Genomic DNA, 23,071 nt, shown 5'->3' with positions numbered 1-23,071 from the left:
ATGGTTTTTGCGGTATCAAGGAGTCAGACAGCCGAACCCTGCAGCACAGGTGGCGTCATCCACGCCCCCTCGCCAGGTGAACTCCCCGCCCGTAACGACGCGGATACGGGGAAAACGGCAGTCACTCTGCGGCGCAGCCGTTCGCGCCGTGTGGCTTTCACATAAGGTGACCGAGTATGGATGACCAAGGACGCAACCCTTCCTCCAACCAGCCAATCCTGTATGTGCTCGATACCAACGTCCTGATTCACGACCCCAACGCCCTGCTCAACTTCGAGGAGCACCACGTCGCCATACCGATGACGGTGCTGGAGGAACTCGACAAGCTCAAGACCGGCAAGCACACCATCGCCGCCGAATGTCGCCAGGCCATCCGCCTGATCGACCAGACGTTAGGTGATGCCTCCCCCAGCGATGTCGAGCAGGGCGTGCCGATCCAGCGTGGCAAGAGCGGGCCCAAGGGCTTCCTGTCCATCCTCATGAGCACGCGCAACGAACCCAACCGCCTGCTCCCGGAAAACCTCGCCGACAACATCATCATCAACCAGCTCCTGGACCTGCGCGCCAAACGCAAGGACCTGGACGTGGTGCTGGTCACCAAAGACATCAACATGCGCCTGAAGGCGCGGGCCTGCGGGATCGCCGCCGAGGACTACAGCACCGACCAGCTGGTCGACGACGTATCCTTGCTGTCGAAGGGCTACCACTCGGTCACTGGCTCGTTCTGGGACCGCGTGAGCAAGGTCGACACCCGCCAGGAACGCGGCCGTACCTGGCACCGGGTGCAACTGATCGACAACCTGCCGGCGGTGCACATCAACGAGTTCATCATCGATGAACAAGGCTTCGTCGGCTGGATCAAGGGCATCCGCAACGACGAACTGCTGCTGCTCGACCTGCACCAGGAACCCTTGCTGCACCAGGAAGCCTGGGGCCTCAAGCCGCGGGACATCCACCAGAGCCTGGCGCTGTTCGCCCTGCTCGACCCGGATATCCACCTGGTCAACCTGACCGGCGCCGCCGGCTCCGGCAAGACCATCCTGGCGCTGGCCGCGGCCATCGAGCAAACGATGGTCAGCAAGCGTTACCGCCGTATCATCGCCACCCGCAGCGTGCAGGGGCTGGACCAGGAGATCGGCTTCCTGCCGGGCACCGAGGCGGAGAAGATGGAACCCTGGCTGGGGGCCATCACCGACAACCTCGAAGCCTTGCACATGGATGACGAGAGCACCCACGGCAGCGTCGAGTACATCCTCGAGCGGGTGCCGTTGCAGTTCAAGTCGCTGAACTACATCCGTGGCCGCAGCTTCCAGCAGAGCCTGATCCTCATCGACGAGTGCCAGAACCTCACGCCGCACCAGATCAAGACCATCATCACCCGTGCCGGCAACGGCTCGAAGGTGGTCTGCCTGGGCAACCTGGCGCAGATCGATACCCCCTACCTGTCGGCCACCAGTTCCGGGCTGACCTACCTGACCGAACGCTTCAAGGACTTCCCCCACGGCGTTCACATCACCCTGCAGGGCGTGCCACGCTCGGTGCTGGCCGAGTACGCCGAGTCTCATCTGTAAACCGCCAGTTCGCCGGCAAGCCGGCTCCTACATTGTAGGGGCCGGCGAACCGGCCGCTGCGTCGAAACACCCTCTGCTCAAAGCTGACCGGCGGGTTTACACTCTGCACTCCCTTCCCAGGAGCAGAGCAGTGCTGACTCATCTTGATTCCCAGGGGCGCGCCAACATGGTCGACGTCACCGAAAAGGCCGTGACCGCGCGCGAGGCGACCGCCGAAGCGCGCGTGCGCATGCTGCCCGACACGCTGCGCATGATCGTCGATGGCCAGCACCCCAAGGGTGACGTGTTCGCCGTGGCACGCATCGCCGGCATCCAGGCGGCGAAGAAGACCAGCGACCTGATTCCGCTGTGTCACCCGCTGATGCTTACCGGCGTCAAGGTCGAGCTGGCCGCCGAAGGCGAGGATGTCGTGCACATCGTCGCCCGCTGCAAGCTGGCCGGGCAGACCGGCGTCGAAATGGAAGCCCTGACCGCCGCCAGCGTCGCCGCCTTGACGATCTATGACATGTGCAAGGCCGTGGACAAGGGCATGGTCATCGAACAGGTGCGCCTGCTGGAGAAGACCGGCGGCAAGAGCGGCCACTACAAGGTGGAGGCGTGATGAAGGTCAAGGTCATGTATTTCGCCCGTTACCGAGAACTGCTGGGTGTTGATGCCGAGCGTCTGGAGGGCGACTTCAAGGTGCTGGACGACGTGCGCCAGGCGCTGGTGGCCAAGGGCGGCAAGTATGAGGTGCTGGCCGAGCAGAACCTGATGTGTGCGCGTAACGAAGAGCTGTGCAAGCTCGGCGAGGCGCTGGAAGACGGCGATGAAGTGGCGTTCTTCCCGCCGGTGACGGGAGGCTGAGCATGAGTGTTCGGGTACAGGAGGGCGCGTTCGACCCAGGATTCGAGGTCAACGCCATGCACGCCGCCAATGTCGGTGTGGGGGCTGTGGTCGGTTTCGTCGGCTATGTGCGGGATTTCAATGACGGGCTGGATGTCGCCGGGATGTTCCTCGAGCACTACCCGGGCATGACCGAAAAGGCCCTGGCCAAGATCGTGGTCGAGGCCGAACAGCGCTGGCCGTTGCTCAAGGTCGAGGTGCTACACCGCATTGGTGCGCTGGAACCGGGCGAGCCGATCGTCTTCGTCGGGGTGGCCAGCGCGCATCGGCAGGCGGCGTTCGATGCCTGCAACTTCATCATGGATTACCTGAAGACCCGGGCGCCGTTCTGGAAGAAGGAGAACACCCAGGATGGGCCGCGCTGGGTCGAGGGGAAACAGAGCGACCAGGATGCAGCAGAGCGCTGGTAGAGCGGTTCGCCTGTAGGAGCGGCTTTAGCCGCGATGCGGGCATCGCGGTGCCTGGCACCCGCTTTGCGGGTGATCGCGGCTAAAGCCGCTCCTACAGGGGGCCGTGGAGCATCAGTGATGCTTGCGCGGCACGGGCTTCAACAGCTCGTCCGGCGGCATCTCGCACTTGATCTTGCGCCCCAGCAGTTCCTCGATCGCCGGCAGCTGGTACGAATCGTCCTCACCGGCAAAGCTGATCGATACGCCACTGCTCCCCGCCCGCCCGGTACGGCCGATACGGTGCACGTAGTCGTCCGGATCTTCCGGCAGGGTGAAGTTGATCACATGGCTGATGCCGTCGATGTGGATGCCGCGCCCGGCCACGTCGGTGGCCACCAGCACGCTGATGCGCCCCTCGCGGAAGTTCTCCAGGGTGCGAATGCGCTTGTGCTGTGGCACGTCGCCCGACAACTGGGCGGCGTTGATGCCATCACGCACGAGTTTTTCCTCGATGCGCCGCACTTCGTCCTTGCGGTTGGCGAACACCATCACCCGTTCCCACTTGTTCTGCGTGACCAGGTTGTACAGCAGCTTGTACTTGTCGCTGCCGGCCACGGCGTAGACGTGTTGCTCGACGGTCTCGCTGGCGACGTTCTCCGGCTCGATCTCGACGATGGCCGGGTTGGTGGTCCACTGCTTGGCCAGGTTCATCACGTCGTCGGTGAAGGTGGCGGAGAACAGCAGGGTCTGGCGCTCGCTCTTCGGTGGCGTCTGGCGGATGATCTGGCGGACCTGGGGGATGAAGCCCATGTCGAGCATGCGATCGGCCTCGTCCAGCACCAGCACCTCGACCATGTCCAGGTGCACTTCGCCGCGCTGGTTGAAGTCCAGCAGGCGGCCGGGGGTGGCCACCAGGATGTCGCAGTGGCGCGCTTCCAGTGACTTGAGCTGCTTGTCGAAGTCCATGCCGCCGACGAAGCTCATCACGTTCAGGCCGCTGTACTTGGTCAGCGCCATGGCGTCCTTGGCGATCTGCACCACCAGCTCGCGGGTCGGGGCGATGATCAGCGCCCGTGGTTCGCCCATGTAGCGTTCCTTGGGCGGTGGCACCTGCTGCAGCTGGGAGATGATCGAGATCAGGAACGCGGCGGTCTTGCCGGTGCCGGTCTGGGCCCGGCCGATGGCGTCCTGGCCGCGCAGCGTATGGCCGAGGACCTGGGCCTGGATCGGGGTGCAGTAGGGGAAACCGAGGTCATGGATGGCGTGCATCACCTCGTTGGAGAGCTTGAAGTCGTGGAAACGGGTCTTGCCCTCTTGCGGTTCGACCACGAAGTCCTCGGGCTTCCACAGGCTGGCCTGGGGCTTTGGCTTGCGTTCGCGGCGTGGCTTGTCCTTGACGGGCTGTTCGGCGCGCGGCTGGTGGTCTGGCTGGGCCTCGGCCTGCGGCTTGGGCGCAGGTTTGGGGCGGGGGCTCTTGGGGGCCGGGGCGACAGCGGGCGGCTGCGCGGCCGGGGCAGGCGGGGACACGGCGACGGGCTCGGCGGCCTGCGGCGCGGCGTCTCCCTTGGCGAATATTTTCTTGAGTGCCTTGAGCACGGTCGTCTCGTCAACTGGTTAAGGAATGTACGCCGGGCAGTGTAATGCAAGAACCGGGCGCGGCGTAGTGGAATGCTCGGTGGGCTACAGGCTCACTGCAGCTGGCGGCTCAGCCAGTCGTGGATATCGTTCAGCTCTTCGACCACCACTTCGTGTTCCATCGGGTACTCGTACCAGCGCGCGGCCACGCCCCAGGTGTTGAGGTATTCGAACGCTGTGCGCCCCATCGACGGGATCACCACCGGGTCGTGCACACCGTGCAGGCAGAGGGCCGGAGTGCGTTGCTGGCAGGCGCTCAGTTGCACGCCGTCGGTGAAGGTCGGGGCGTAGGTCGACAGGGCGATCACCCCGCCCAGGGCTTCCTGCCACTTTATATAGGCAGTGTGCAGCACCACGGCACCGCCTTGGGAGAAGCCGGCGAGAACGATGCGCGACAGGTCGATGCCCTTGGCCCGCTCGGCCTCGATCAGGGCGATGACCTGCTCGGCGGACGCCTCCAGCTGCGCCTCGTCGATGGCCCGCGCCGGGGTCATGGCCTTGATGTCGTACCAGCTGGGCATTTCATAGCCGCCGTTGATTGTCACCGGGCGGGTCGGGGCCTGGGGCATTACGAAACGGGTACTGGTCAGGCGCTCCTGGAGAAACTCGGCCACCGGTAGGAAGTCGTAACGGTCGGCGCCCAGGCCGTGCAACCAGATCACACAGGCGTCTGCGGTCTTCTGGGGTTCGAGGATCAGCGGGTGGGTCATGGACTGCTCCGAATCTGTGCGTGCGTGCATTTTGAGTGCGTAAAAAGAAGGCAGTGCTGGTTAATGCCAGAAAAAGATGTCGCAACTCTACAACTTTTACTACTTGACGACCGCTTAAACGCTTAAGCCCACGACTGTGGTACGCGCTTTGCTATGTCTATGCCGATGCGAGGAGATAGGCCGGTAACGGTAACACCCCCCGCGTGGATTGAAGGCTGTCACAGAACAGCCCATTGCGCCAATTGACCCAAAAACAAGCCAACAAGGGGTCGGATGCGCCTCATAAGGGTGCGGTGCAATTCCGGCTCATACAACAAGAGCGATTTGGAGGTTGTTGATGAAGATGTTGAAAACCACCCTGGCAGTCCTGACCGCCGCCGCCGCGCTGGGCGCCACCAGCTTCGCCCAGGCCGGCGCCACCCTCGACGCGGTGAAGAAGAAGGGCTTCGTCCAGTGTGGCGTGAGCGATGGTCTTCCAGGCTTCTCCGTGCCGGACGCGCAAGGCAAGATCGTCGGTATCGACGCCGATGTGTGCCGTGCCGTAGCCGCCGCCGTGTTCGGCGACGCGACCAAGGTCAAGTTCAGCCAACTCAACGCCAAGGAGCGCTTCACCGCACTGCAGTCCGGCGAAGTCGACGTGCTGTCGCGCAACACCACCTGGACCAGCTCGCGCGATGCCGGCATGGGCCTGGTGTTCGCCGGTGTCACCTACTACGACGGCGTCGGTTTCCTCGCCAACAAGAAGCTCGGCGTTTCCAGCGCCAAGGAGCTCGACGGCGCGACCATCTGCATCCAGGCCGGCACCACCACCGAGCTGAACGTTTCCGACTACTTCCGCGCCAATGGGCTGAAGTACACCCCGATCACCTTCGACACCTCCGATGAAAGCGCCAAGTCGCTGGAGTCCGGTCGTTGCGACGTACTGACCTCCGACAAGTCGCAGCTGTTCGCCCAGCGCTCCAAGCTGGCCGCACCGACCGAATACGTGGTGTTGCCGGAGACCATCTCCAAGGAACCGCTGGGTCCAGTGGTGCGCAAAGGCGACGAAGAGTGGTTCAGCATCGTCAAGTGGACCCTGTTCGCCATGCTCAATGCTGAAGAAGCCGGCATCACCTCGAAGAACGTCGAGGCTGAGGCCAAGGCCACCAAGAACCCTGACGTCGCCCGCCTGCTGGGCGCCGATGGCGAGTACGGCAAGGACCTCAAGCTGCCCAAGGACTGGGTAGTGCAGATCGTCAAGCAAGTCGGCAACTATGGCGAAGTGTTCGAGAAGAACCTGGGCCAGAGCACCGACCTGAAGATCGACCGTGGCATGAACGCCCTGTGGAACAACGGTGGCATCCAGTACGCGCCACCGGTGCGCTGATGGTTGCACCCCGCGGCGGCATCCTGCCGCCGCGGGTTGTTCGAATCCCTTCTTTTCGGGGCACTTCATGCAAAATCAAATCGGCGCACGGAAAGGGTTTTCCCTTAGTGATCCACGTGTGCGCGCGTGGCTGTTCCAGATCCTCACGGTGGTCTTCGTGGCGGGCCTGGGCTGGTACCTGTTCCACAACACCCAAACCAACCTCCAGCACCGGGGCATCACCTCGGGCTTCGACTTCCTCGAGCGCAGCGCCGGGTTCGGCATCGCCCAGCACCTGATCCCCTACGTGGAGTCGGACAGCTATGCGCGGGTGTTCGTCATCGGCCTGCTCAACACGCTGCTGGTGACCTTCATCGGCATCATCCTGGCGACGCTGCTGGGCTTCATCATTGGCGTGGCGCGGTTGTCGCCGAACTGGATGATCAGCAAGCTGGCGACCGTGTATGTGGAGACCTTCCGCAACATTCCGCCCCTGCTGCAAATCCTGTTCTGGTATTTCGCCGTGTTCCTCACCCTGCCGGGCCCGAGGGGCAGCATCAACATCCAGGACACCTTCTTCATCAGCAATCGCGGCCTGAACATGCCTGGCGCCTCGCTCGCCGAAGGCTTCTGGCCGTTTGTCGTGGCGCTGGTGCTGGCGATCGTCGCCATCGTGCTGATGGTGCGTCACGCCAACAAGCGTTTCGATGAAACAGGCGAGCCGTTCCACAAGTTCTGGGTCGGCCTGTTGCTGTTCATCGGTATTCCCGGCGTATGCGCGCTGCTGTTCGGCAGCCCGGTGCACTGGGAAGTGCCGCAGCTCAAGGGCTTCAACTTCGTCGGTGGCTGGGTGCTGATCCCCGAGCTGCTGGCGCTCACTTTGGCGCTGACCATCTACACCGCGGCGTTCATCGCCGAGATCGTGCGCTCCGGCATCCGCTCGGTCAGCCACGGCCAGACCGAGGCGGCCCGTTCGCTCGGCCTGCGCGAAGGCCCGACGCTGCGCAAGGTGATCATTCCCCAGGCGCTGCGGGTGATCATTCCGCCGCTGACCAGCCAGTACCTGAACCTGGCGAAGAACTCGTCGCTGGCGGCCGGTATCGGCTACCCGGAAATGGTCTCGCTGTTCGCCGGTACCGTGCTCAACCAGACCGGCCAGGCCATCGAGGTGATCGCCATCACCATGAGCGTCTATCTCGCCATCAGCATCAGCATTTCGCTGCTGATGAACTGGTACAACAAGCGCATCGCGCTGATCGAGCGGTGAGGGTACTTCCGTGACAGCCCATGTTTTCAAACCCGACATGCCGCCACCGGTGAAGACCGTTGGCGTGCTCGCCTGGATGCGGGCCAACCTGTTTTCCAGCTGGCTCAACACGCTGCTGACGTTGTTCGCCCTGTACCTGGTGTGGCTGATCGTGCCGCCGCTGGTGCAATGGGCGTTCATCGACGCCAACTGGGTCGGCACCACCCGCGCCGACTGCACCAAGGATGGCGCCTGCTGGGTGTTCATCCAGCAGCGCTTCGGCCAGTTCATGTACGGCTACTACCCGGCGGAACTGCGCTGGCGCGTCGACCTGACCGTGTGGCTGGCCGTGCTCGGCGCCGCGCCGTTGTTCATCAAGCGCTTCCCGCGCAAGGCCGTGTATGGCCTGGGCTTCCTGGTCCTGTACCCGGTGCTCGCCTACACCCTGCTGCACGGCGGCTACCTGGGCCTGGACACGGTGCAGACCAGCCAGTGGGGCGGCCTGATGCTCACGTTGGTGATTGCCACCGTCGGTATTGTCGGTGCGCTGCCGCTGGGCATCCTGCTGGCACTGGGGCGGCGTTCGAACATGCCGGCGGTGAAGGTGGTCTGCGTCACCTTCATCGAGTTCTGGCGCGGCGTGCCGTTGATCACCGTGCTGTTCATGTCGTCGGTGATGTTGCCGCTGTTCCTGCCCGAGGGCATGAGCTTCGACAAGCTGCTGCGGGCGATGATCGGCGTGATCCTGTTCCAGTCGGCGTACATCGCCGAAGTGGTGCGTGGCGGCCTGCAGGCCATCCCCAAGGGCCAGTACGAAGCCGCCGCGGCCATGGGCCTGGGCTACTGGCGGGCGATGGGCCTGGTGATCCTGCCCCAGGCGCTCAAGCTGGTGATCCCCGGCATCGTCAACACCTTCATCGCCCTGTTCAAGGACACCAGCCTGGTGATCATCATCGGCCTGTTCGACCTGCTCAACAGCGTCAAGCAGGCTGCGGCCGACCCGACCTGGCTGGGCATGGCGACCGAGGGCTATGTGTTCGCCGCCCTGGTGTTCTGGATTTTCTGTTTCGGTATGTCCCGCTACTCCATGCACCTGGAGCGCAAGCTGGACACTGGCCACAAGCGTTAGGAGTTTCGAAATGAGTGAAGCGATCAAGCAGCCTGCCGGCCCCGAAGGCATCATCCAGATGCAGGGGGTGAACAAGTGGTATGGCCAGTTCCATGTGCTCAAGGACATCAACCTGAACGTGCGTCAGGGCGAGCGTATCGTGCTGTGCGGGCCTTCCGGCTCGGGCAAGTCGACCACCATCCGTTGCCTCAACCGCCTGGAAGAGCACCAGCAGGGGCGCATCGTTGTCGACGGCGTGGAGCTGACCAACGACCTCAAGCAGATCGAGGCCATCCGCCGCGAGGTGGGCATGGTGTTCCAGCACTTCAACCTGTTCCCGCACCTCTCCATCCTCGAGAACTGCACCCTGGCGCCCATGTGGGTGCGCAAGATGCCGCGGCGCAAGGCCGAGGAAATCGCCATGCACTTTCTTGAGCGCGTGCGCATTCCGGAGCAGGCGCACAAGTACCCGGGGCAGTTGTCCGGCGGTCAGCAGCAGCGCGTGGCGATTGCCCGGGCGCTGTGCATGAAGCCGAAGATCATGCTGTTCGACGAACCGACGTCGGCGCTGGACCCGGAAATGGTGAAAGAGGTGCTCGACACCATGGTCAGCCTGGCCGAGGACGGCATGACCATGCTCTGCGTGACCCACGAAATGGGCTTTGCCCGGACCGTGGCGAACCGTGTGATCTTCATGGACAAGGGCGAGATCGTCGAGCAGGCCGCGCCGGATGACTTCTTCGACCGGCCGCGCAGTGATCGGACCAAACTGTTCCTGAGCCAGATCCTGCATTGATGTGATTGAGGTTCGCCGGCAAGCCGGCTCCTACGGGATTGTAGGAGCCGGCTTGCCGGCGAACCCAGGTTTCAATTGTCTTCTTTGGTTGTCACCGGCGCCGGTGGCGGCCGCAGCCCCACCTCGGCGACCAGCTTCAGCTGCTGCCCGTTACGCACCACCTCGATGGTGATCTTCTCGTTGGGCTTGATCCGCGCCACCTGGTTCATCGACTTGCGCCCGTCGCCGGCCGGTTCGCCATTGATGCTCAGGATCACGTCACCCAGTTGCAGCCCTGCGCGTGCCGCCGGCCCGTCGCGGAAGATCCCAGCCACGACGATGCCCGGGTGGCCCTGCATGCCGAACGACTCGGCCAGTTCCTGGCTCAGCGGCTGCACCTCGATGCCCAGCCAGCCACGAATCACCTGGCCGTGCTCGACGATCGACTTCATCACCTCCAGCGCCAACTTGATCGGGATGGCGAAGCCGATGCCCTGGGAGCCGCCGGACTTGGAGAAGATCGCCGTGTTGATACCCACCAGGTTGCCGTTGGCGTCCACCAGCGCGCCACCGGAGTTGCCCGGGTTGATCGCCGCGTCGGTCTGGATGAAGTCCTCGTAGTTGTTCAGGCCCAGTTGGTTGCGGCCGGTGGCGCTGATGATGCCCATGGTCACGGTCTGGCCGACACCGAAGGGGTTGCCGATGGCCAGGCAGACATCGCCGATATGGATGCTGTCGGAGCGACCGATGGTGATCGCCGGCAGGTTTTTCAGGTCGATCTTCAGCACCGCCAGGTCGGTTTCCGGGTCGCTGCCGATCACCCGCGCCAACGTCTCGCGGCCGTCCTTGAGCGCCACGACGATCTGGTCGGCGCCGCTGGTGACGTGATTGTTGGTCAGCAGGTAGCCTTCCGGGCTCATGATCACCGCCGAGCCCAGGCTCGACTCCCAGCGCCGCTGCTTGGGCAGGTTGTCGCCGAAGAAACGACGGAACTGCGGGTCCTCGAACAGCGGGTGGGCGCTCTTGTTCACCACCTTGGTGGTGTACAGGTTGACCACTGCCGGGGCGGCGAGGGTCACGGCGTCGGCATAGGAGACCGGGCCCTGCATGATCCGCGAGGTCTGCGGCGCCTGCTGCAGGTTGACGTCCTGGCTGGGCAGGCCGACCCATTGCGGGAAGCGCTGGATGATCAGCATCGCGATCAGCACACCGGTGAGCAGGGGCCAGCCGAAGTAACGCAGAGCCTTGAGCATGAATGAATCCTGGGAGTAGGGCGGGGGCCAGGTCAGTAGGCCCGGGGGCGAGCGCGCGCGATCATACACGTGAAAATGTCGATCGGCGACGGCTTGAATCGCGGTGTCTGCTTCGCGGCAGGCTTGCCCCAGGCAACTGCCGCCGGTTTCCCCGAAGCCGGCGACGGCCCATAATGGCGGCCATTATAGGGCCTCGCGCCCAGCCGCAACGCCGAATCCGAGGAGATTTTTCATGGCCGTCGCCCTCAATACCCTGGTCGAGGAAGCCGAGCGCTACCTGGCCAGCGCGAAGATCCAGGACTACTGCCCCAATGGCCTGCAAGTCGAGGGCCGGCCACAGGTCAGCCGCATCGTCAGTGGTGTCACCGCCAGCCAGGCGTTGCTGGACGCCGCAGTGGAGGCCGACGCCGACCTGGTGCTGGTGCACCACGGTTACTTCTGGAAAGGCGAGAACCCGTGCATCACCGGTATCAAGCAGCGCCGCCTGAAGACCCTGCTCAAGCACGACATCAGCCTGCTGGCCTACCACCTGCCGCTGGACGTGCACCCGGAGGTGGGCAACAACGTGCAGCTGGCACGCCAGCTGGACATCACCGTCGAGGGGCCGCTGGACCCGAACAACCCCAAGGTCGTGGGCCTGGTCGGCTCGCTGGCCGAACCGCTGTCGGCGCGGGATTTCGCCCGTCGCGTGCAGGAGGCCCTCGGGCGTGAGCCGCTGGTGGTCGAGGGCGAGCGGATGATTCGTCGGGTGGGTTGGTGCACCGGGGGCGGGCAGGGCTACATCGACACCGCGATTGCCGCGGGTGTAGACCTGTTCATCAGTGGCGAGGCGTCCGAGCAGACCTTCCACAGCGCCCGCGAGAACGGCATCAGCTTCATCGCCGCCGGGCACCACGCCACCGAGCGCTATGGCGTGCAGGCGCTGGGCGATTACCTGGCGCGGCGGTTCGCGGTCGAGCACCTGTTCATCGATTGCCCGAACCCGATTTGACGGTATCGAGCGGTTCGCCGGCAAGCCGGCTCCTACGGGATTTGCGCCGAACCCGTAGGAGCCGGCTTGCCGGCGAACCGGCCGCAAAGCCCCAAACCCCCAGTCATATCATTAGACCTTTTCGATCTAGGCAGCCTCCTAAATAGAATCAGGCGCTGTGATAAAGTGGCTCACTCGAACACGGCCCGCAGGCCGTCCATAAGATCGTTTTTCGTGAGTAGCCATGGTCGACAATCTGACGCACTTGAAACAGCTGGAGGCGGAGAGCATCCACATCATCCGCGAGGTGGCCGCCGAGTTCGACAACCCGGTGATGCTGTACTCGATCGGCAAGGATTCCGCGGTCATGCTGCACCTGGCGCGCAAGGCGTTCTTCCCGGGCAAGCTGCCGTTCCCGGTGATGCACGTCGATACCCAGTGGAAGTTCCAGGAGATGTACCGCTTCCGCGACAAGATGGTCGAAGAGATGGGCCTGGAACTGATCACCCACGTCAACCCCGAAGGGGTGGCGCAGGGCATCAACCCGTTCACCCATGGCAGCTCCAAGCACACCGACATCATGAAGACCCAGGGCCTCAAGCAGGCGCTGGACAAGCATGGCTTCGACGCCGCCTTCGGGGGCGCGCGCCGCGACGAAGAGAAGTCGCGGGCGAAAGAGCGCGTCTACTCGTTCCGTGACAGCAAGCACCGCTGGGACCCGAAGAACCAGCGCCCGGAGCTGTGGAACATCTATAACGGCAAGGTCAACAAGGGCGAGTCGATCCGCGTGTTCCCGCTGTCGAACTGGACCGAGCTGGATATCTGGCAGTACATCTACCTCGAAGGCATCCCGATCGTGCCGCTGTACTTCGCCGCCGAGCGTGAAGTGATCGAGAAGAACGGCACCCTGATCATGATCGACGACGAGCGCATCCTCGAGCACCTCAGCGACGAGGAGAAGGCGCGCATCGTCAAGAAGAAAGTGCGCTTCCGCACCCTTGGCTGCTACCCGTTGACGGGTGCGGTCGAATCCGAAGCCGAGACCCTGACGGACATCATCCAGGAAATGCTCCTGACCCGTACGTCCGAGCGCCAGGGCCGCGTCATCGACCACGATGGCGCAGGCTCGATGGAAGACAAAAAACGCCAAGGCTATTTCTAAGCTTCAAGTTACAAGCGGCAAGCTGCAAGACAGAAGCGGAGCGAGTAGCTTCTGATTTTTGTGGACTGCCGCCTGCACTGCGGGCGCACAGGGAGCACCTGCAGTGGATTTTGAGAAGTTGCTGGTTTGGCAGAGAAGCAAAAATTTGGCCGTTGAGATGTATCAAGCATTTGCTGACTGCCGGGATTTTGGATTCAGGTCTCAAATTACCCGTGCGGCGGTTTCGGTTCCTTCCAACATAGCTGAGGGGATGGAGCGCAGAGGGGTGCGAGAGAAGGCATGGTTCCTGAGCGTGGCGAAAGCATCCTGCGCAGAGTTGCGGACTCAACTGATCATCGCCGGTGAAATCGGTTATTTGCCTACTGAATTAGCTAACGACTGGATTACTGAAACCCGTGAGCTCTCCAGAATGCTTACAGGTTTGATCAACAAAATTTCTAACTAGTTGTACGCCGACAAGCTTGCCGCTTGAAGCTTACAGCTTGGAGCTTGAATGCAATGAGTCACCAATCCGAACTGATCAGCGAGGACATCCTCGCGTACCTGGCCCAGCACGAGCGTAAGGAGCTGCTGCGTTTCCTCACCTGCGGCAACGTGGACGACGGCAAGAGCACCTTGATCGGGCGCCTGCTGCACGACTCGAAGATGATCTACGAGGACCACCTCGAGGCCATCACCCGCGATTCGAAGAAGTCCGGTACCACCGGCGAAGAGGTCGACCTGGCGCTGCTGGTCGACGGCCTGCAGGCCGAGCGCGAGCAGGGCATCACCATCGATGTCGCCTACCGCTATTTCTCCACCGCCAAGCGCAAGTTCATCATCGCCGACACCCCGGGCCACGAGCAGTACACCCGCAACATGGCCACCGGCGCCTCGACCTGCGACCTGGCGATCATCCTGGTCGACGCCCGCTATGGTGTGCAGACGCAAACCCGTCGGCACAGCTACATTGCCTCGCTGCTGGGCATCAAGCACATCGTTGTTGCTGTCAACAAGATGGACCTCAAGGGCTTCGACGAGCAGGTCTTCGAGTCGATCAAGGCCGACTACCTGAAGTTCGCCGAGGGCATCAACCTCAAGCCATCGAGCCTGCACTTCGTGCCCATGTCGGCGCTCAAGGGCGACAACGTGGTCAACCGCAGCGAGCGTTCGCCGTGGTACACGGGCCCAGCGCTGATGGAAATCCTCGAAACCGTCGAGATCGCCGCCGACCGCAACGTCACTGACCTGCGTTTCCCAGTACAGTACGTCAACCGTCCGAACCTGAACTTCCGCGGCTTCGCCGGCACCATCGCCGGTGGCGTGGTGCACAAGGGTGACGAGATCGTCGTGCTGCCGTCGGGCAAGAGCAGCCGGGTCAAATCCATCGTCACCTACGAAGGTGAGCTGGAGAGCGCCGGCCCTGGCCAGGCGATCACGCTGACCATGGAAGACGAGATCGACATCTCCCGTGGCGACCTGCTTGTGCACGCCGACAACGTCCCGGCGGTGACCGACCAGTTCGACGCCATGCTGGTGTGGATGGCCGAGGAGCCGATGCTCCCGGGCAAGAAGTACGACATCAAGCGCGCCACCAGCTACGTGCCGGGCTCGATCGCCAGCATCACCCACAAGGTGGATGTGAACACCCTGGAGCAGGGCGCCGCCAGCGCGCTGCAGCTCAACGAGATCGGCCGGGTCAAGGTCGCGCTGGACAGCGCCATTGCCCTGGACGGTTACGACAGCAACCGCACCACTGGCGCGTTCATCGTCATCGACCGCCTGACCAACGGCACCGTGGGTGCCGGCATGATCATCGCGCCGCCGGTACTGCCGCACGGCAGCACCGGCCAGCATGGCAAGTTGGCCCACGTCGCCACCGAGGAGCGCGCCTTGCGCTTCGGCCAGCAGCCGGCCACGGTGCTGTTCAGCGGCCTGTCCGGCGCCGGCAAGAGCACCCTGGCCTATGCCGTGGAGCGCAAGCTGTTCGACATGGGCCGCGCGGTCTATGTGCTCGATGGCCAGAACCTGCGCCACGACCTGAACAAGGGCCTGCCGCAGGACCGTGCCGGGCGCACCGAGAACTGGCGCCGCGCCGCCCATGTGGCGCGTCAGTTCAACGAGGCCGGCCTGCTCACCCTGGCCGCCTTCGTCGCCCCGGATGCTGAAGGCCGCGAACAGGCCAAGGCGCTGATCGGCAAGGACCGTCTGATCACCGTGTACGTCCAGGCATCGCCGCTGGCCTGCCGCGAGCGCGATCCACAGGGCTTGTATGCAGCCGGTGGCGACAACATCCCGGGCGAAAGCTTCCCGTTCGATGTGCCGCTGGATGCCGACCTGGTGATCGACACCCAGTCGCTGAGTGTTGATGAGGGCGTGAAGTTGGTGCTGGATGTGCTGCGCCAGCGCGGTGCGATCTGACCGATAGCCTGATGTGAAAAACCCCGCCTCGGCGGGGTTTTTTATTTGGCCTTGGCCAGGACATGTGTTGTTTGCGAGATCCGGGGCTGCTTTGCAGCCCTTTCGCGGCACAAGGCCGCTCCTACAGGGATCGTGCTGTTCCTGTAGGAGCGGCCTTGTGCCGCGAAAGGGGCGCAGAGCGCCCCAAAAATGCTAGATATGTTTCTCGGACACCGGAATCACCCGCCGCTCCTTCACCGCCTTGTACGAAAAACTCGAGTAGATCTCCTTCACCCCAGGCAACCGCTGCAGCACCTCCCGGGTGAACTCCCCAAACGACTCCAGGTCCCGCGCCAGGATTTCCAGCAGGAAGTCATAGCGCCCGGACACATTGTGGCAAGCGACGATCTCAGGGATCTCCATCAACCGGCGCTCGAACGCCAGGGCCATCTCCTTGGTGTGCGAGTCCATCATGATGCTGACGAAAGCGGTCACTCCAAAGCCCAGCGACTTGGGCGAGAGGATGGCCTGGTAACCGGTGATGTAACCGTTGTCCTCCAGCAGCTTGACCCGTCGCCAGCAGGGCGAGGTGGTCAGGGCGACCTGGTCGGCGAGTTCGGAAACGGTGAGGCGGGCGTTGTCCTGCAGGGCGGCCAGCAGGGCGCGGTCGGTACGGTCTAGGGTCGAAGGCATGGTTTGCCCTCCTGGTTCGATTTTTATTGTTTTTCTTTCAAAAACCACAGGTAACAGTGGGCTACTTTGGAAAAATTGCGCCAGCCCAGTGGCATAAGCTTATAACAAACCACAAGAGGCTGTTGCCATGCGCGACTCCAATAACAACACCGGTTTTTCCACGCGGGCCATCCACCATGGCTATGACCCGCTGTCCCATGGCGGCGCCCTGGTGCCCCCCGTCTACCAGACCGCCACCTATGCATTCCCCACCGTCGAGTACGGTGCCGCCTGCTTTGCCGGTGAAGAAGGCGGGCACTTTTACAGCCGCATCTCCAACCCCACGCTGGCCTTGCTCGAGCAGCGCATGGCTTCGCTCGAAGGGGGCGAGGCCGGGCTGGCCCTGGCCTCGGGCATGGGCGCCATCACCTCCACGCTATGGACCCTGCTACGCCCAGGCGACGAACTGATCGTCGGCCGCACCCTGTATGGCTGCACTTTCGCCTACCTGCACCATGGCATCGGCGAGTTCGGGGTGAAGATCCGCCATGTCGACCTCAACGACCTGCAGGCGCTGAAAGCCGCGATCACCCCGAAAACCCGGATGATCTATTTCGAGACCCCGGCCAACCCCAACATGCAACTGGTGGACATCGCCGCCGTGGCCGACGCGACGCGTGGCCATGACCTGAGCATCGTGGTCGACAATACTTACTGCACGCCTTACCTGCAAAGGCCGCTGGAGCTGGGTGCCGACCTGGTCGTGCACTCGGCCACCAAGTACCTCTCCGGGCATGGCGACATCACTGCCGGGCTGGTGGTCGGGCGCAAGGCCTTGATCGACCGGATTCGCCTGGAAGGTCTCAAGGACATGACGGGCGCGGTGCTCTCGCCCCACGACGCGTCGCTGCTGATGCGTGGCATCAAGACCCTGGCCCTGCGCATGGACCGCCATTGCGCCAATGCGCAGCAGGTGGCCGAGCACCTGGCGCGGCAACCGCAGGTGGAACTGATCAACTATCCGGGGCTGCCATCCTTCGCCCAGTACGCCCTGGCCCAGCGGCAGATGCGCTTGCCGGGCGGGATGATCGCCTTCGAGCTCAAGGGTGGCATCGAGGCGGGGCGGCGCTTCATGAATGCCCTGCAACTGTTCAGCCGGGCGGTGAGCCTGGGCGACGCCGAGTCACTGGCCCAGCATCCGGCGAGCATGACCCACTCCAGCTATACGCCGCAGGAGCGGGCGCACCATGGCATTTCGGAAGGGTTGGTGCGGTTGTCGGTGGGCCTCGAAGACGTCGACGACCTGCTGGCCGATATCGACCAGGCCCTGAAGGCTTGTGTCTGAACCGCCAAGGACGAGGCCTGCGCAATGGTTGCGATGATGAACCCGAACGAGCCGTTGACCGCTCATGATGTGAACCTGGACAGCGACCCGGTGGAAACCGCCGAGTGGTGCCAAGCCTTGGAGTCCACCCTGGCCCATTGCGGCCCGGCGCGGGCGCGCTATTTATTGCAGCGACTGCAGGCCCATGCCCTGGAACTGGGGCTGGAGCGTGAGGCCCAGGCATTTTCCGCCTACCGCAACACCTTGCCGGTGGAGCAGCAGGGCGCCTACCCCGGTGATCTTGAGCTGGACGAGCGCATCACCGGCATCCTGCGCTGGAATGCCTTGGCCATGGTGGTCCGGGCCAACCATGCCTATGGCGATCTGGGCGGGCATATTGCCAGCTACGCTTCTGCGGCGGAAATCTTCGAGGTGGGCTTCCAGCACTTCTTTCGCGGCGAAAGCGGCGGCGAGCGGCGCACGGGCGACCTGGTGTTCTTCCAGCCGCATTCGGCGCCGGGCATTTACGCCCGCGCCTTCCTCGAAGGGCGGCTCACTGAGCAGCAACTGGGCAACTACCGCCAGGAAGTCGCAGGCAATGGCCTGTGCTCCTACCCGCACCCTTGGTTGATGCCTGAGTTCTGGCAGTTCCCAACCGGTTCCATGGGGATCGGCCCGCTCAATGCGATCTACCAGGCACGCTTCATGCGCTACCTGCAGCATCGAGGTCTGCTCGACACGTCGGATCGACATGTGTGGGGCGTGTTCGGCGATGGCGAAATGGATGAGCCGGAGTCGACCGCAGGGCTCACCCTGGCGGCTCGCGAAGGCCTGGACAACCTCACCTTCATCGTCAACTGCAACTTGCAACGCCTGGATGGCCCGGTACGCGGCAACGGCCAGATCATCCAGGAGCTCGAAGCGCTGTTCAGCGGCGCCGGCTGGAACGTGATCAAGGTGCTGTGGGGCTCGGAGTGGGATGCGCTGTTCGCCCGCGACCACGAACACGCGCTGTTGCGCCAGCTGGCGGCGACACCCGACGGGCAGTTCCAGACCCTCGGCGCCAAGGATGGCAGCTACAACCTGGAACACTTCTTCAATCAGGACCCTGCGCTACAGCGGCTGGTCGCGCACATGAGCACCGAGGAGATCAACGCCCTCAAGCGCGGCGGTCACGATTTTCGCAAGCTGCATGCGGCCTATGCTGCGGCCAAGGCCTGCAAGGGCCGCCCGACGGTGATCCTGGCCAAGACCAAGAAAGGCTACGGCATGAGCAGCGCGGGCGAGTCGCGGATGACCGCGCACCAGGCCAAGAAGCTGGATGTGCAGGCGCTGCGGGCATTCCGTGATCGTTTCCACCTGCCTTTGTCCGACGAGGCGGTCGAACAGTTGCAGTTCTATCGCCCTGCCGAGGACAGCGCGGAAATGGTCTATCTGCGCCAGCGCCGTGCCGCGCTGGGCGGGCCGTTACCGGTCAGGCACAGCAATTGCGCCAGCTTGCCGGTGCCGGACCTTGAGGCGTTCGCCGGCTTTGCCCTGCATGCAGATGGCAAGGAAATGTCCACCACCATGGCTGCCGTGCGCTTGCTGGGCCACTGGCTAAAGGCGCCGGGGCTGGGGCCGCGAGTGGTGCCGATCGTCGCCGACGAAGCACGTACGTTCGGCATGGCCAGCCTGTTCCGCCAGATCGGTATCTACTCGCCGGCAGGCCAATGTTACGAGCCCGAGGATGCCGGCTCGTTGCTGGCCTACAAGGAGGCGCGCGACGGCCAGTTGCTGGAGGAGGGCATCACCGAGGCGGGGGCGATCTCGTCCTGGGTCGCGGCGGCGACGTCCTACGCAGTACACGGCGAGCCGATGCTACCGGTGTACATCTATTACTCGATGTTCGGTTTCCAGCGGGTCGGCGACCTGATCTGGGCCGCCGCCGACCAGCGCGCCCGCGGCCTGTTGCTAGGCGCCACTGCCGGGCGTACCACGCTCGGCGGGGAAGGGTTGCAGCACCAGGACGGCTCCAGCCTGGTCATGGCCGCCATGGTGCCCAATTGCCGGGCCTGGGATCCGTGTTTCGCCGGAGAGCTGGCGGTGATCCTCGACCATGCGGCGCGGCGGATGCTGGTGGAGCAACGTGACGAGTTCCATTACGTGGCGGTGATGAATGAAAACTATCCACAACCCTCGCTGCCGGAGGCGATGCATGGCGATGTGCTGCTAGGTATGTACCGTTATGTCGTACAGCAGGCCCTCAAACCCCGTGGGCAGGTTTGCTTGCTGGGGTCGGGCGCGATCCTGCGTGAAGTGATCGCTGCCAGCGAGTTGCTGGCGACCGAATGGCAGGTCGACAGTGAAGTGTTCAGTGTCACCAGCTTCAGCGAACTGGCCCGTGAGGCACGGGATGCGCGCAGGCATGCGATGGCTGGTGGAGAAGAGGACAGTCATTTGCGGCGCTGCCTGGCAGGGGATGCCCCGGTGATCGCCGCCAGCGACTATGTGCGTGCCTGGCCGCAATTGATTGCCGAGTATGTCGAGGCCCCCTATATCTCCCTGGGCACCGATGGCTTCGGGCGCAGCGATACGCGGCAGCAGTTGCGGCGTTTCTTCGAAGTGGACCGTTATGCAGTGGTGATGGCAGCGTTGTACAGCCTGGTTCGTCAGGGGCAGTTGCCCGAGCAGGTGGTGGCCCAGGCCAGGACGCGCTATTCGATCAGAGATGACGCGCCACCCTGGTATCGATGATGACGCGATACCTGTAGGAGCCGGCTTGCCGGCGAACGCAAGGCGCAGCCTTGCCTGTCAGCACCGCGTTGCATGCTTCGCCAGCAAGGCTGGCTCCTACAGGCGGTATGTAGATACGGCATCCTGATATCGCGGATCATGCAATACCTGTAGGAGCCGGCTTGCCGGCGAACGCAAGGCGCAGCCTTGCCTGTCAGTATCGCGTTGCATGCTTCGCCAGCAAGGCTGGCTCCTACAGTCCAAACCGCGAGACACAAAAAAGGCCTCTTGCGAGGCCTTGTTCATGTCGTCGAATCAGCGCTTGAGGCCGTAGCTCTCATCGAGCATGCCCGGCGAGTTCGGTGCCTTCGGTGCATAGTCACGCGGCACTTCGGCGGTATCCTTCGGCGGCGTCAGGCGATCACGCGGCGCTTGCGCCGCTTCCGAATGCAGCGCAGCCAGCAGGCGCTGGCGGGTCAGTTCGTCGAGTGCCAGGCGGTTGGCACCGTCAGCCAGGTGATCCTGCACATCCTGGTAGCTCTGCGTGAGTCGCTGTACCAGCGATGCGGTGCTGTTGAAGTGGGTGACCACCTCGTTCTGGTAATTGTCGAAGCGCTGCTGGATATCGTCCAGCTGGCGTTGGGTGTTGCTCGGTGCCGCATTGGGCAGCAGGCGGGCCAGCGCGAAACCGACGACGACGCCGACAGCCAGGGCCAGGGTCGGCAGCAACCAAACAAGGAGCGAGTGTTCCACGAGTCCTTCCTCTATAAACGGCTTTGCTTTACGTTAACGGCTCAGACCTGCGCTGTATACCGCGAGCGATCGCAAATCAGAACAGAATTCCTCAGCTAGACGAGTCGACCCTCCTCGAGGTCACGGAGTAGTGCCTTGCTTATCCGCGAAACACCCTTGTTCATCGATGGCCCCTGCGGCCCGCTGGAAGCCTTGTACCTGGACGTGGCCGATGCCCGTGGCGCTGTGCTGATCTGCCACCCCAACCCGGTCCAGGGCGGCACCATGCTCAACAAGGTGGTCTCGACCCTGCAGCGCACGGCCCGCGATGCGGGTTATGTGACCTTGCGTTTCAATTACCGCGGTGTCGGCCAGAGCGCCGGCAGCCACGACATGGGCGCGGGCGAGGTAGCTGACGCCGAGGCGGTTGCCGCCTGGCTGCGTGAACAGCATCCCGAACTGCCGCTGGTGCTGATGGGCTTCTCCTTCGGAGGCTTCGTCGCCACCAGCCTGGCCGGTCGCCTGGAGGCTGAGGGCGTTGCGCTGCAGCACCTGTTCATGATCGCCCCGGCGGTGATGCGCCTGACGGAGCAGTTCCCGCTGCCCGAGCGTGTTCCCCTGACCATCGTGCAACCGGATACCGACGAAGTCGTCGATCCGCAGCTGGTGTACGACTGGTCCTACGCCCTGTCGCGCCCCCATGAGCTGCTGAAAGTGGCAGAATGCGGACACTTCTTCCATGGCAAGCTGACCGATCTGAAGGATCTGCTGCTGCCGCGCCTTTCGAACTGAGCCAAGCCTGAATAAGCGAACACCCATGACCACGCGCATCCTCACCGGTATCACCACCACCGGCACCCCGCACCTGGGCAACTATGCCGGCGCCATCCGCCCGGCCATTCTCGCCAGCCAGCAGCCTGGTGCCGACTCGTTCTACTTCCTCGCCGACTACCACGCCCTGATCAAGTGCGACGACCCGCTGCGCATCCAGCGCTCGCGCCTGGAGATCGCCGCCACCTGGCTGGCCGGCGGCCTGGACCCGGACAAGGTCACCTTCTACCGCCAGTCGGACATCCCCGAGATTCCCGAGCTGACCTGGTTGCTGACCTGTGTCGCCGCCAAGGGCCTGCTCAACCGCGCCCACGCCTACAAGGCCTCGGTGGACAAGAACGTCGAGGCCGGTGAAGACCCGGACGCCGGCGTGACCATGGGCCTGTTCAGCTACCCGGTGCTGATGGCCGCCGACATCCTGATGTTCAACGCCAACAAGGTGCCGGTCGGCCGTGACCAGATCCAGCACGTGGAAATGGCCCGCGACATCGGCCAGCGCTTCAACCACCTGTTCGGCCAGGGCAAGGACTTCTTCGCCCTGCCGGAAGCGGTGATCGAAGAAAGCGTGGCCACCCTGCCGGGGCTGGACGGGCGCAAGATGTCCAAGAGCTACGACAACACCATCCCGCTGTTCACCAGCGCCAAGGACATGAAGGATGCCATCTCGCGCATCGTCACCGACTCCAAGGCGCCGGGCGAGGCGAAGGACCCGGACAACGCACACCTGTTCACCCTGTTCCAGGCTTTCTCGACTACCGCGCAGTGCGCCGAGTTCCGTGAAGAGCTGCTGCAGGGCCTGGGTTGGGGCGAGGCCAAGCAGCGCCTGTTCCAACTGCTCGACGGCCAGTTGGCCGAGAAGCGCGAGCACTACCACCAGCTGATTTCGCGCCCGTCGGATCTGGAGGACATCCTCCTGGCCGGCGCCGCCAAGGCCCGCAAGACCGCCACGCCGTTCCTCGAGCAGCTGCGTGAGGCGGTTGGCCTGCGTTCGTTCCGTACCACCGTGCAAGCCACCACCGAAGTGAAGAAGAAGGCCGCCAAGAGTGCCCGCTTCGTCAGCTTCCGCGACGAGGACGGCAGCTTCCGCTTCCGCCTGCTGGCCGCCGACGGCGAGCAACTGCTGCTGTCGCGCAGCTTCGCCGATGGCAAGAGCGCCGGTGCCGTGAGCAAGCAACTGCAACAGGGGGGCGAGGCCGATGTACGCGTCGAAGGCCTGGGCTTCAGCCTTTGGCTGGAAGGCGAGCAGGTTGCCGAGGGGCCGCAGTTCGACAATGCCGAAGCCCGTGATGGGGCTATTGCCACCCTGCGTGAGGCCCTGGCACCACAGCAGGATTGAGGGTGGTGCATGGCACCGGCTTTGCCGGTGTTC

At 63.6% G+C, this 23,071-nt stretch carries 21 protein-coding genes; 16 read left to right on the top strand and 5 right to left on the bottom strand.

The window, feature by feature from the left end:
• The first annotated feature begins 176 nt into the window (after positions 1-176).
• From NGM28_RS19390 to moaE, 4 genes are all read left to right on the top strand, one after another.
• Entirely contained in the window at positions 177-1,571 is a 1,395-nt protein-coding gene (locus NGM28_RS19390) for a PhoH family protein (RefSeq protein ID WP_011535580.1), read from the top strand.
• Positions 1,572-1,701: 130 nt separating this feature from the next.
• A complete protein-coding gene (gene moaC, locus NGM28_RS19385; RefSeq protein ID WP_213658245.1) occupies positions 1,702-2,172 on the top strand; it encodes a cyclic pyranopterin monophosphate synthase MoaC in 471 nt (156 codons plus the stop codon).
• On the top strand, positions 2,172-2,417 hold the full coding sequence (locus NGM28_RS19380) for a MoaD family protein (protein WP_213658244.1): 246 nt from the start codon (positions 2,172-2,174) through the stop codon (positions 2,415-2,417). Before moaC ends, NGM28_RS19380 begins: the two co-directional genes overlap by 1 nt.
• A gap of 2 nt (positions 2,418-2,419) precedes the next feature.
• Positions 2,420-2,866 (top strand): molybdopterin synthase catalytic subunit MoaE, encoded by a 447-nt coding sequence (gene moaE / locus NGM28_RS19375; protein ID WP_240065876.1) that lies wholly within the window; start codon positions 2,420-2,422, stop codon positions 2,864-2,866.
• A 111-nt stretch (positions 2,867-2,977) separates the two neighbouring features.
• Here moaE and rhlB read toward each other — a convergent pair whose 3' ends face one another.
• Both rhlB and NGM28_RS19365 read right to left on the bottom strand, forming a co-directional pair.
• Entirely contained in the window at positions 2,978-4,441 is a 1,464-nt protein-coding gene (rhlB, locus tag NGM28_RS19370) for an ATP-dependent RNA helicase RhlB (RefSeq protein ID WP_240065877.1), read from the bottom strand.
• Between the two features lie 92 nt (positions 4,442-4,533).
• On the bottom strand, positions 4,534-5,190 hold the full coding sequence (locus tag NGM28_RS19365; RefSeq protein ID WP_240065878.1) for an alpha/beta hydrolase: 657 nt from the start codon (positions 5,188-5,190) through the stop codon (positions 4,534-4,536).
• A 337-nt stretch (positions 5,191-5,527) separates the two neighbouring features.
• Here NGM28_RS19365 and NGM28_RS19360 point away from each other — a divergent pair, with 337 nt between their 5' ends.
• From NGM28_RS19360 to NGM28_RS19345, 4 genes are all read left to right on the top strand, one after another.
• Entirely contained in the window at positions 5,528-6,556 is a 1,029-nt protein-coding gene (locus NGM28_RS19360) for an amino acid ABC transporter substrate-binding protein (RefSeq protein ID WP_240065879.1), read from the top strand.
• 67 nt (positions 6,557-6,623) lie between these two features.
• Positions 6,624-7,802, top strand: coding sequence for an amino acid ABC transporter permease (locus NGM28_RS19355; protein WP_240065880.1), 1,179 nt, complete (start codon positions 6,624-6,626; stop codon positions 7,800-7,802).
• Between the two features lie 10 nt (positions 7,803-7,812).
• Positions 7,813-8,910, top strand: coding sequence for an amino acid ABC transporter permease (locus tag NGM28_RS19350; protein WP_252091136.1), 1,098 nt, complete (start codon positions 7,813-7,815; stop codon positions 8,908-8,910).
• 10 nt (positions 8,911-8,920) lie between these two features.
• On the top strand, positions 8,921-9,685 hold the full coding sequence (locus NGM28_RS19345; protein WP_011535571.1) for an amino acid ABC transporter ATP-binding protein: 765 nt from the start codon (positions 8,921-8,923) through the stop codon (positions 9,683-9,685).
• Positions 9,686-9,756: 71 nt separating this feature from the next.
• On the opposite strand, the gene algW is transcribed toward NGM28_RS19345, so the two are convergent.
• Complete coding sequence (gene algW, locus NGM28_RS19340; protein WP_240065882.1) at positions 9,757-10,917, bottom strand: Do family serine endopeptidase AlgW; 1,161 nt, start codon at positions 10,915-10,917, stop codon at positions 9,757-9,759.
• Between the two features lie 232 nt (positions 10,918-11,149).
• Between algW and NGM28_RS19335 the strand changes: the two genes are divergently transcribed.
• The 4 genes from NGM28_RS19335 to cysN all read left to right on the top strand — a co-directional run bounded on the left by NGM28_RS19335 (position 11,150) and on the right by cysN (position 15,449).
• The gene (locus tag NGM28_RS19335) at positions 11,150-11,908 is read left to right on the top strand and encodes a Nif3-like dinuclear metal center hexameric protein (RefSeq protein ID WP_011535569.1); all 759 of its coding nucleotides are present in this window, start codon (positions 11,150-11,152) and stop codon (positions 11,906-11,908) included.
• Positions 11,909-12,131: 223 nt separating this feature from the next.
• A complete protein-coding gene (gene cysD, locus NGM28_RS19330) occupies positions 12,132-13,049 on the top strand; it encodes a sulfate adenylyltransferase subunit CysD (RefSeq protein WP_011535568.1) in 918 nt (305 codons plus the stop codon).
• A gap of 103 nt (positions 13,050-13,152) precedes the next feature.
• Positions 13,153-13,494, top strand: coding sequence for a four helix bundle protein (locus tag NGM28_RS19325; RefSeq protein WP_252091135.1), 342 nt, complete (start codon positions 13,153-13,155; stop codon positions 13,492-13,494).
• Between the two features lie 53 nt (positions 13,495-13,547).
• Complete coding sequence (gene cysN, locus NGM28_RS19320; RefSeq protein ID WP_240065883.1) at positions 13,548-15,449, top strand: sulfate adenylyltransferase subunit CysN; 1,902 nt, start codon at positions 13,548-13,550, stop codon at positions 15,447-15,449.
• Positions 15,450-15,641: 192 nt separating this feature from the next.
• Here the strand turns inward: cysN and NGM28_RS19315 are convergent, their stop codons facing one another.
• Entirely contained in the window at positions 15,642-16,121 is a 480-nt protein-coding gene (locus NGM28_RS19315; RefSeq protein WP_213658235.1) for an Lrp/AsnC family transcriptional regulator, read from the bottom strand.
• Positions 16,122-16,248: 127 nt separating this feature from the next.
• Between NGM28_RS19315 and NGM28_RS19310 the strand changes: the two genes are divergently transcribed.
• Positions 16,249-17,445, top strand: coding sequence for a methionine gamma-lyase (locus NGM28_RS19310; protein ID WP_252091134.1), 1,197 nt, complete (start codon positions 16,249-16,251; stop codon positions 17,443-17,445).
• 24 nt (positions 17,446-17,469) lie between these two features.
• Positions 17,470-20,160 (top strand): alpha-ketoglutarate dehydrogenase, encoded by a 2,691-nt coding sequence (gene mdeB, locus NGM28_RS19305; RefSeq protein ID WP_252091133.1) that lies wholly within the window; start codon positions 17,470-17,472, stop codon positions 20,158-20,160.
• Between the two features lie 294 nt (positions 20,161-20,454).
• Here the strand turns inward: mdeB and NGM28_RS19300 are convergent, their stop codons facing one another.
• Positions 20,455-20,892, bottom strand: a complete 438-nt coding sequence (locus tag NGM28_RS19300) for a Z-ring associated ZapG family protein (RefSeq protein ID WP_011535563.1) — start codon at positions 20,890-20,892, stop codon at positions 20,455-20,457.
• 135 nt (positions 20,893-21,027) lie between these two features.
• Between NGM28_RS19300 and NGM28_RS19295 the strand changes: the two genes are divergently transcribed.
• Both NGM28_RS19295 and NGM28_RS19290 read left to right on the top strand, forming a co-directional pair.
• Positions 21,028-21,663: an alpha/beta hydrolase gene (locus NGM28_RS19295; RefSeq protein WP_252091132.1), complete on the top strand. Its 636-nt coding sequence runs from the start codon at positions 21,028-21,030 to the stop codon at positions 21,661-21,663.
• 25 nt (positions 21,664-21,688) lie between these two features.
• Positions 21,689-23,038: a tryptophan--tRNA ligase gene (locus tag NGM28_RS19290; RefSeq protein WP_240065887.1), complete on the top strand. Its 1,350-nt coding sequence runs from the start codon at positions 21,689-21,691 to the stop codon at positions 23,036-23,038.
• The last annotated feature ends 33 nt before the right edge of the window (positions 23,039-23,071 follow it).

Source organism: Pseudomonas sp. MWU13-3659 (assembly GCF_023757525.1).
GTDB lineage: Bacteria > Pseudomonadota > Gammaproteobacteria > Pseudomonadales > Pseudomonadaceae > Aquipseudomonas > Aquipseudomonas entomophila_E.
The sequence above is the reverse complement of the archived record's forward strand: the minus strand, read 5'-3'. Positions and strand labels throughout refer to the sequence as shown.

Coding starts and splice junctions, on each gene's coding strand:
- NGM28_RS19390 (WP_011535580.1), top strand. CDS start 177: ATGGATGACCAAGGACGCAACCCTTCCTCCAACCAGCCAATCCTGTAT.
- NGM28_RS19380 (WP_213658244.1), top strand. CDS start 2,172: ATGAAGGTCAAGGTCATGTATTTCGCCCGTTACCGAGAACTGCTGGGT.
- moaE (WP_240065876.1), top strand. CDS start 2,420: ATGAGTGTTCGGGTACAGGAGGGCGCGTTCGACCCAGGATTCGAGGTC.
- NGM28_RS19365 (WP_240065878.1), bottom strand. CDS start 5,190: ATGACCCACCCGCTGATCCTCGAACCCCAGAAGACCGCAGACGCCTGT.
- NGM28_RS19360 (WP_240065879.1), top strand. CDS start 5,528: ATGAAGATGTTGAAAACCACCCTGGCAGTCCTGACCGCCGCCGCCGCG.
- NGM28_RS19355 (WP_240065880.1), top strand. CDS start 6,624: ATGCAAAATCAAATCGGCGCACGGAAAGGGTTTTCCCTTAGTGATCCA.
- NGM28_RS19345 (WP_011535571.1), top strand. CDS start 8,921: ATGAGTGAAGCGATCAAGCAGCCTGCCGGCCCCGAAGGCATCATCCAG.
- algW (WP_240065882.1), bottom strand. CDS start 10,917: ATGCTCAAGGCTCTGCGTTACTTCGGCTGGCCCCTGCTCACCGGTGTG.
- NGM28_RS19335 (WP_011535569.1), top strand. CDS start 11,150: ATGGCCGTCGCCCTCAATACCCTGGTCGAGGAAGCCGAGCGCTACCTG.
- cysD (WP_011535568.1), top strand. CDS start 12,132: ATGGTCGACAATCTGACGCACTTGAAACAGCTGGAGGCGGAGAGCATC.
- cysN (WP_240065883.1), top strand. CDS start 13,548: ATGAGTCACCAATCCGAACTGATCAGCGAGGACATCCTCGCGTACCTG.
- NGM28_RS19315 (WP_213658235.1), bottom strand. CDS start 16,121: ATGCCTTCGACCCTAGACCGTACCGACCGCGCCCTGCTGGCCGCCCTG.
- NGM28_RS19310 (WP_252091134.1), top strand. CDS start 16,249: ATGCGCGACTCCAATAACAACACCGGTTTTTCCACGCGGGCCATCCAC.
- mdeB (WP_252091133.1), top strand. CDS start 17,470: ATGGTTGCGATGATGAACCCGAACGAGCCGTTGACCGCTCATGATGTG.
- NGM28_RS19290 (WP_240065887.1), top strand. CDS start 21,689: ATGACCACGCGCATCCTCACCGGTATCACCACCACCGGCACCCCGCAC.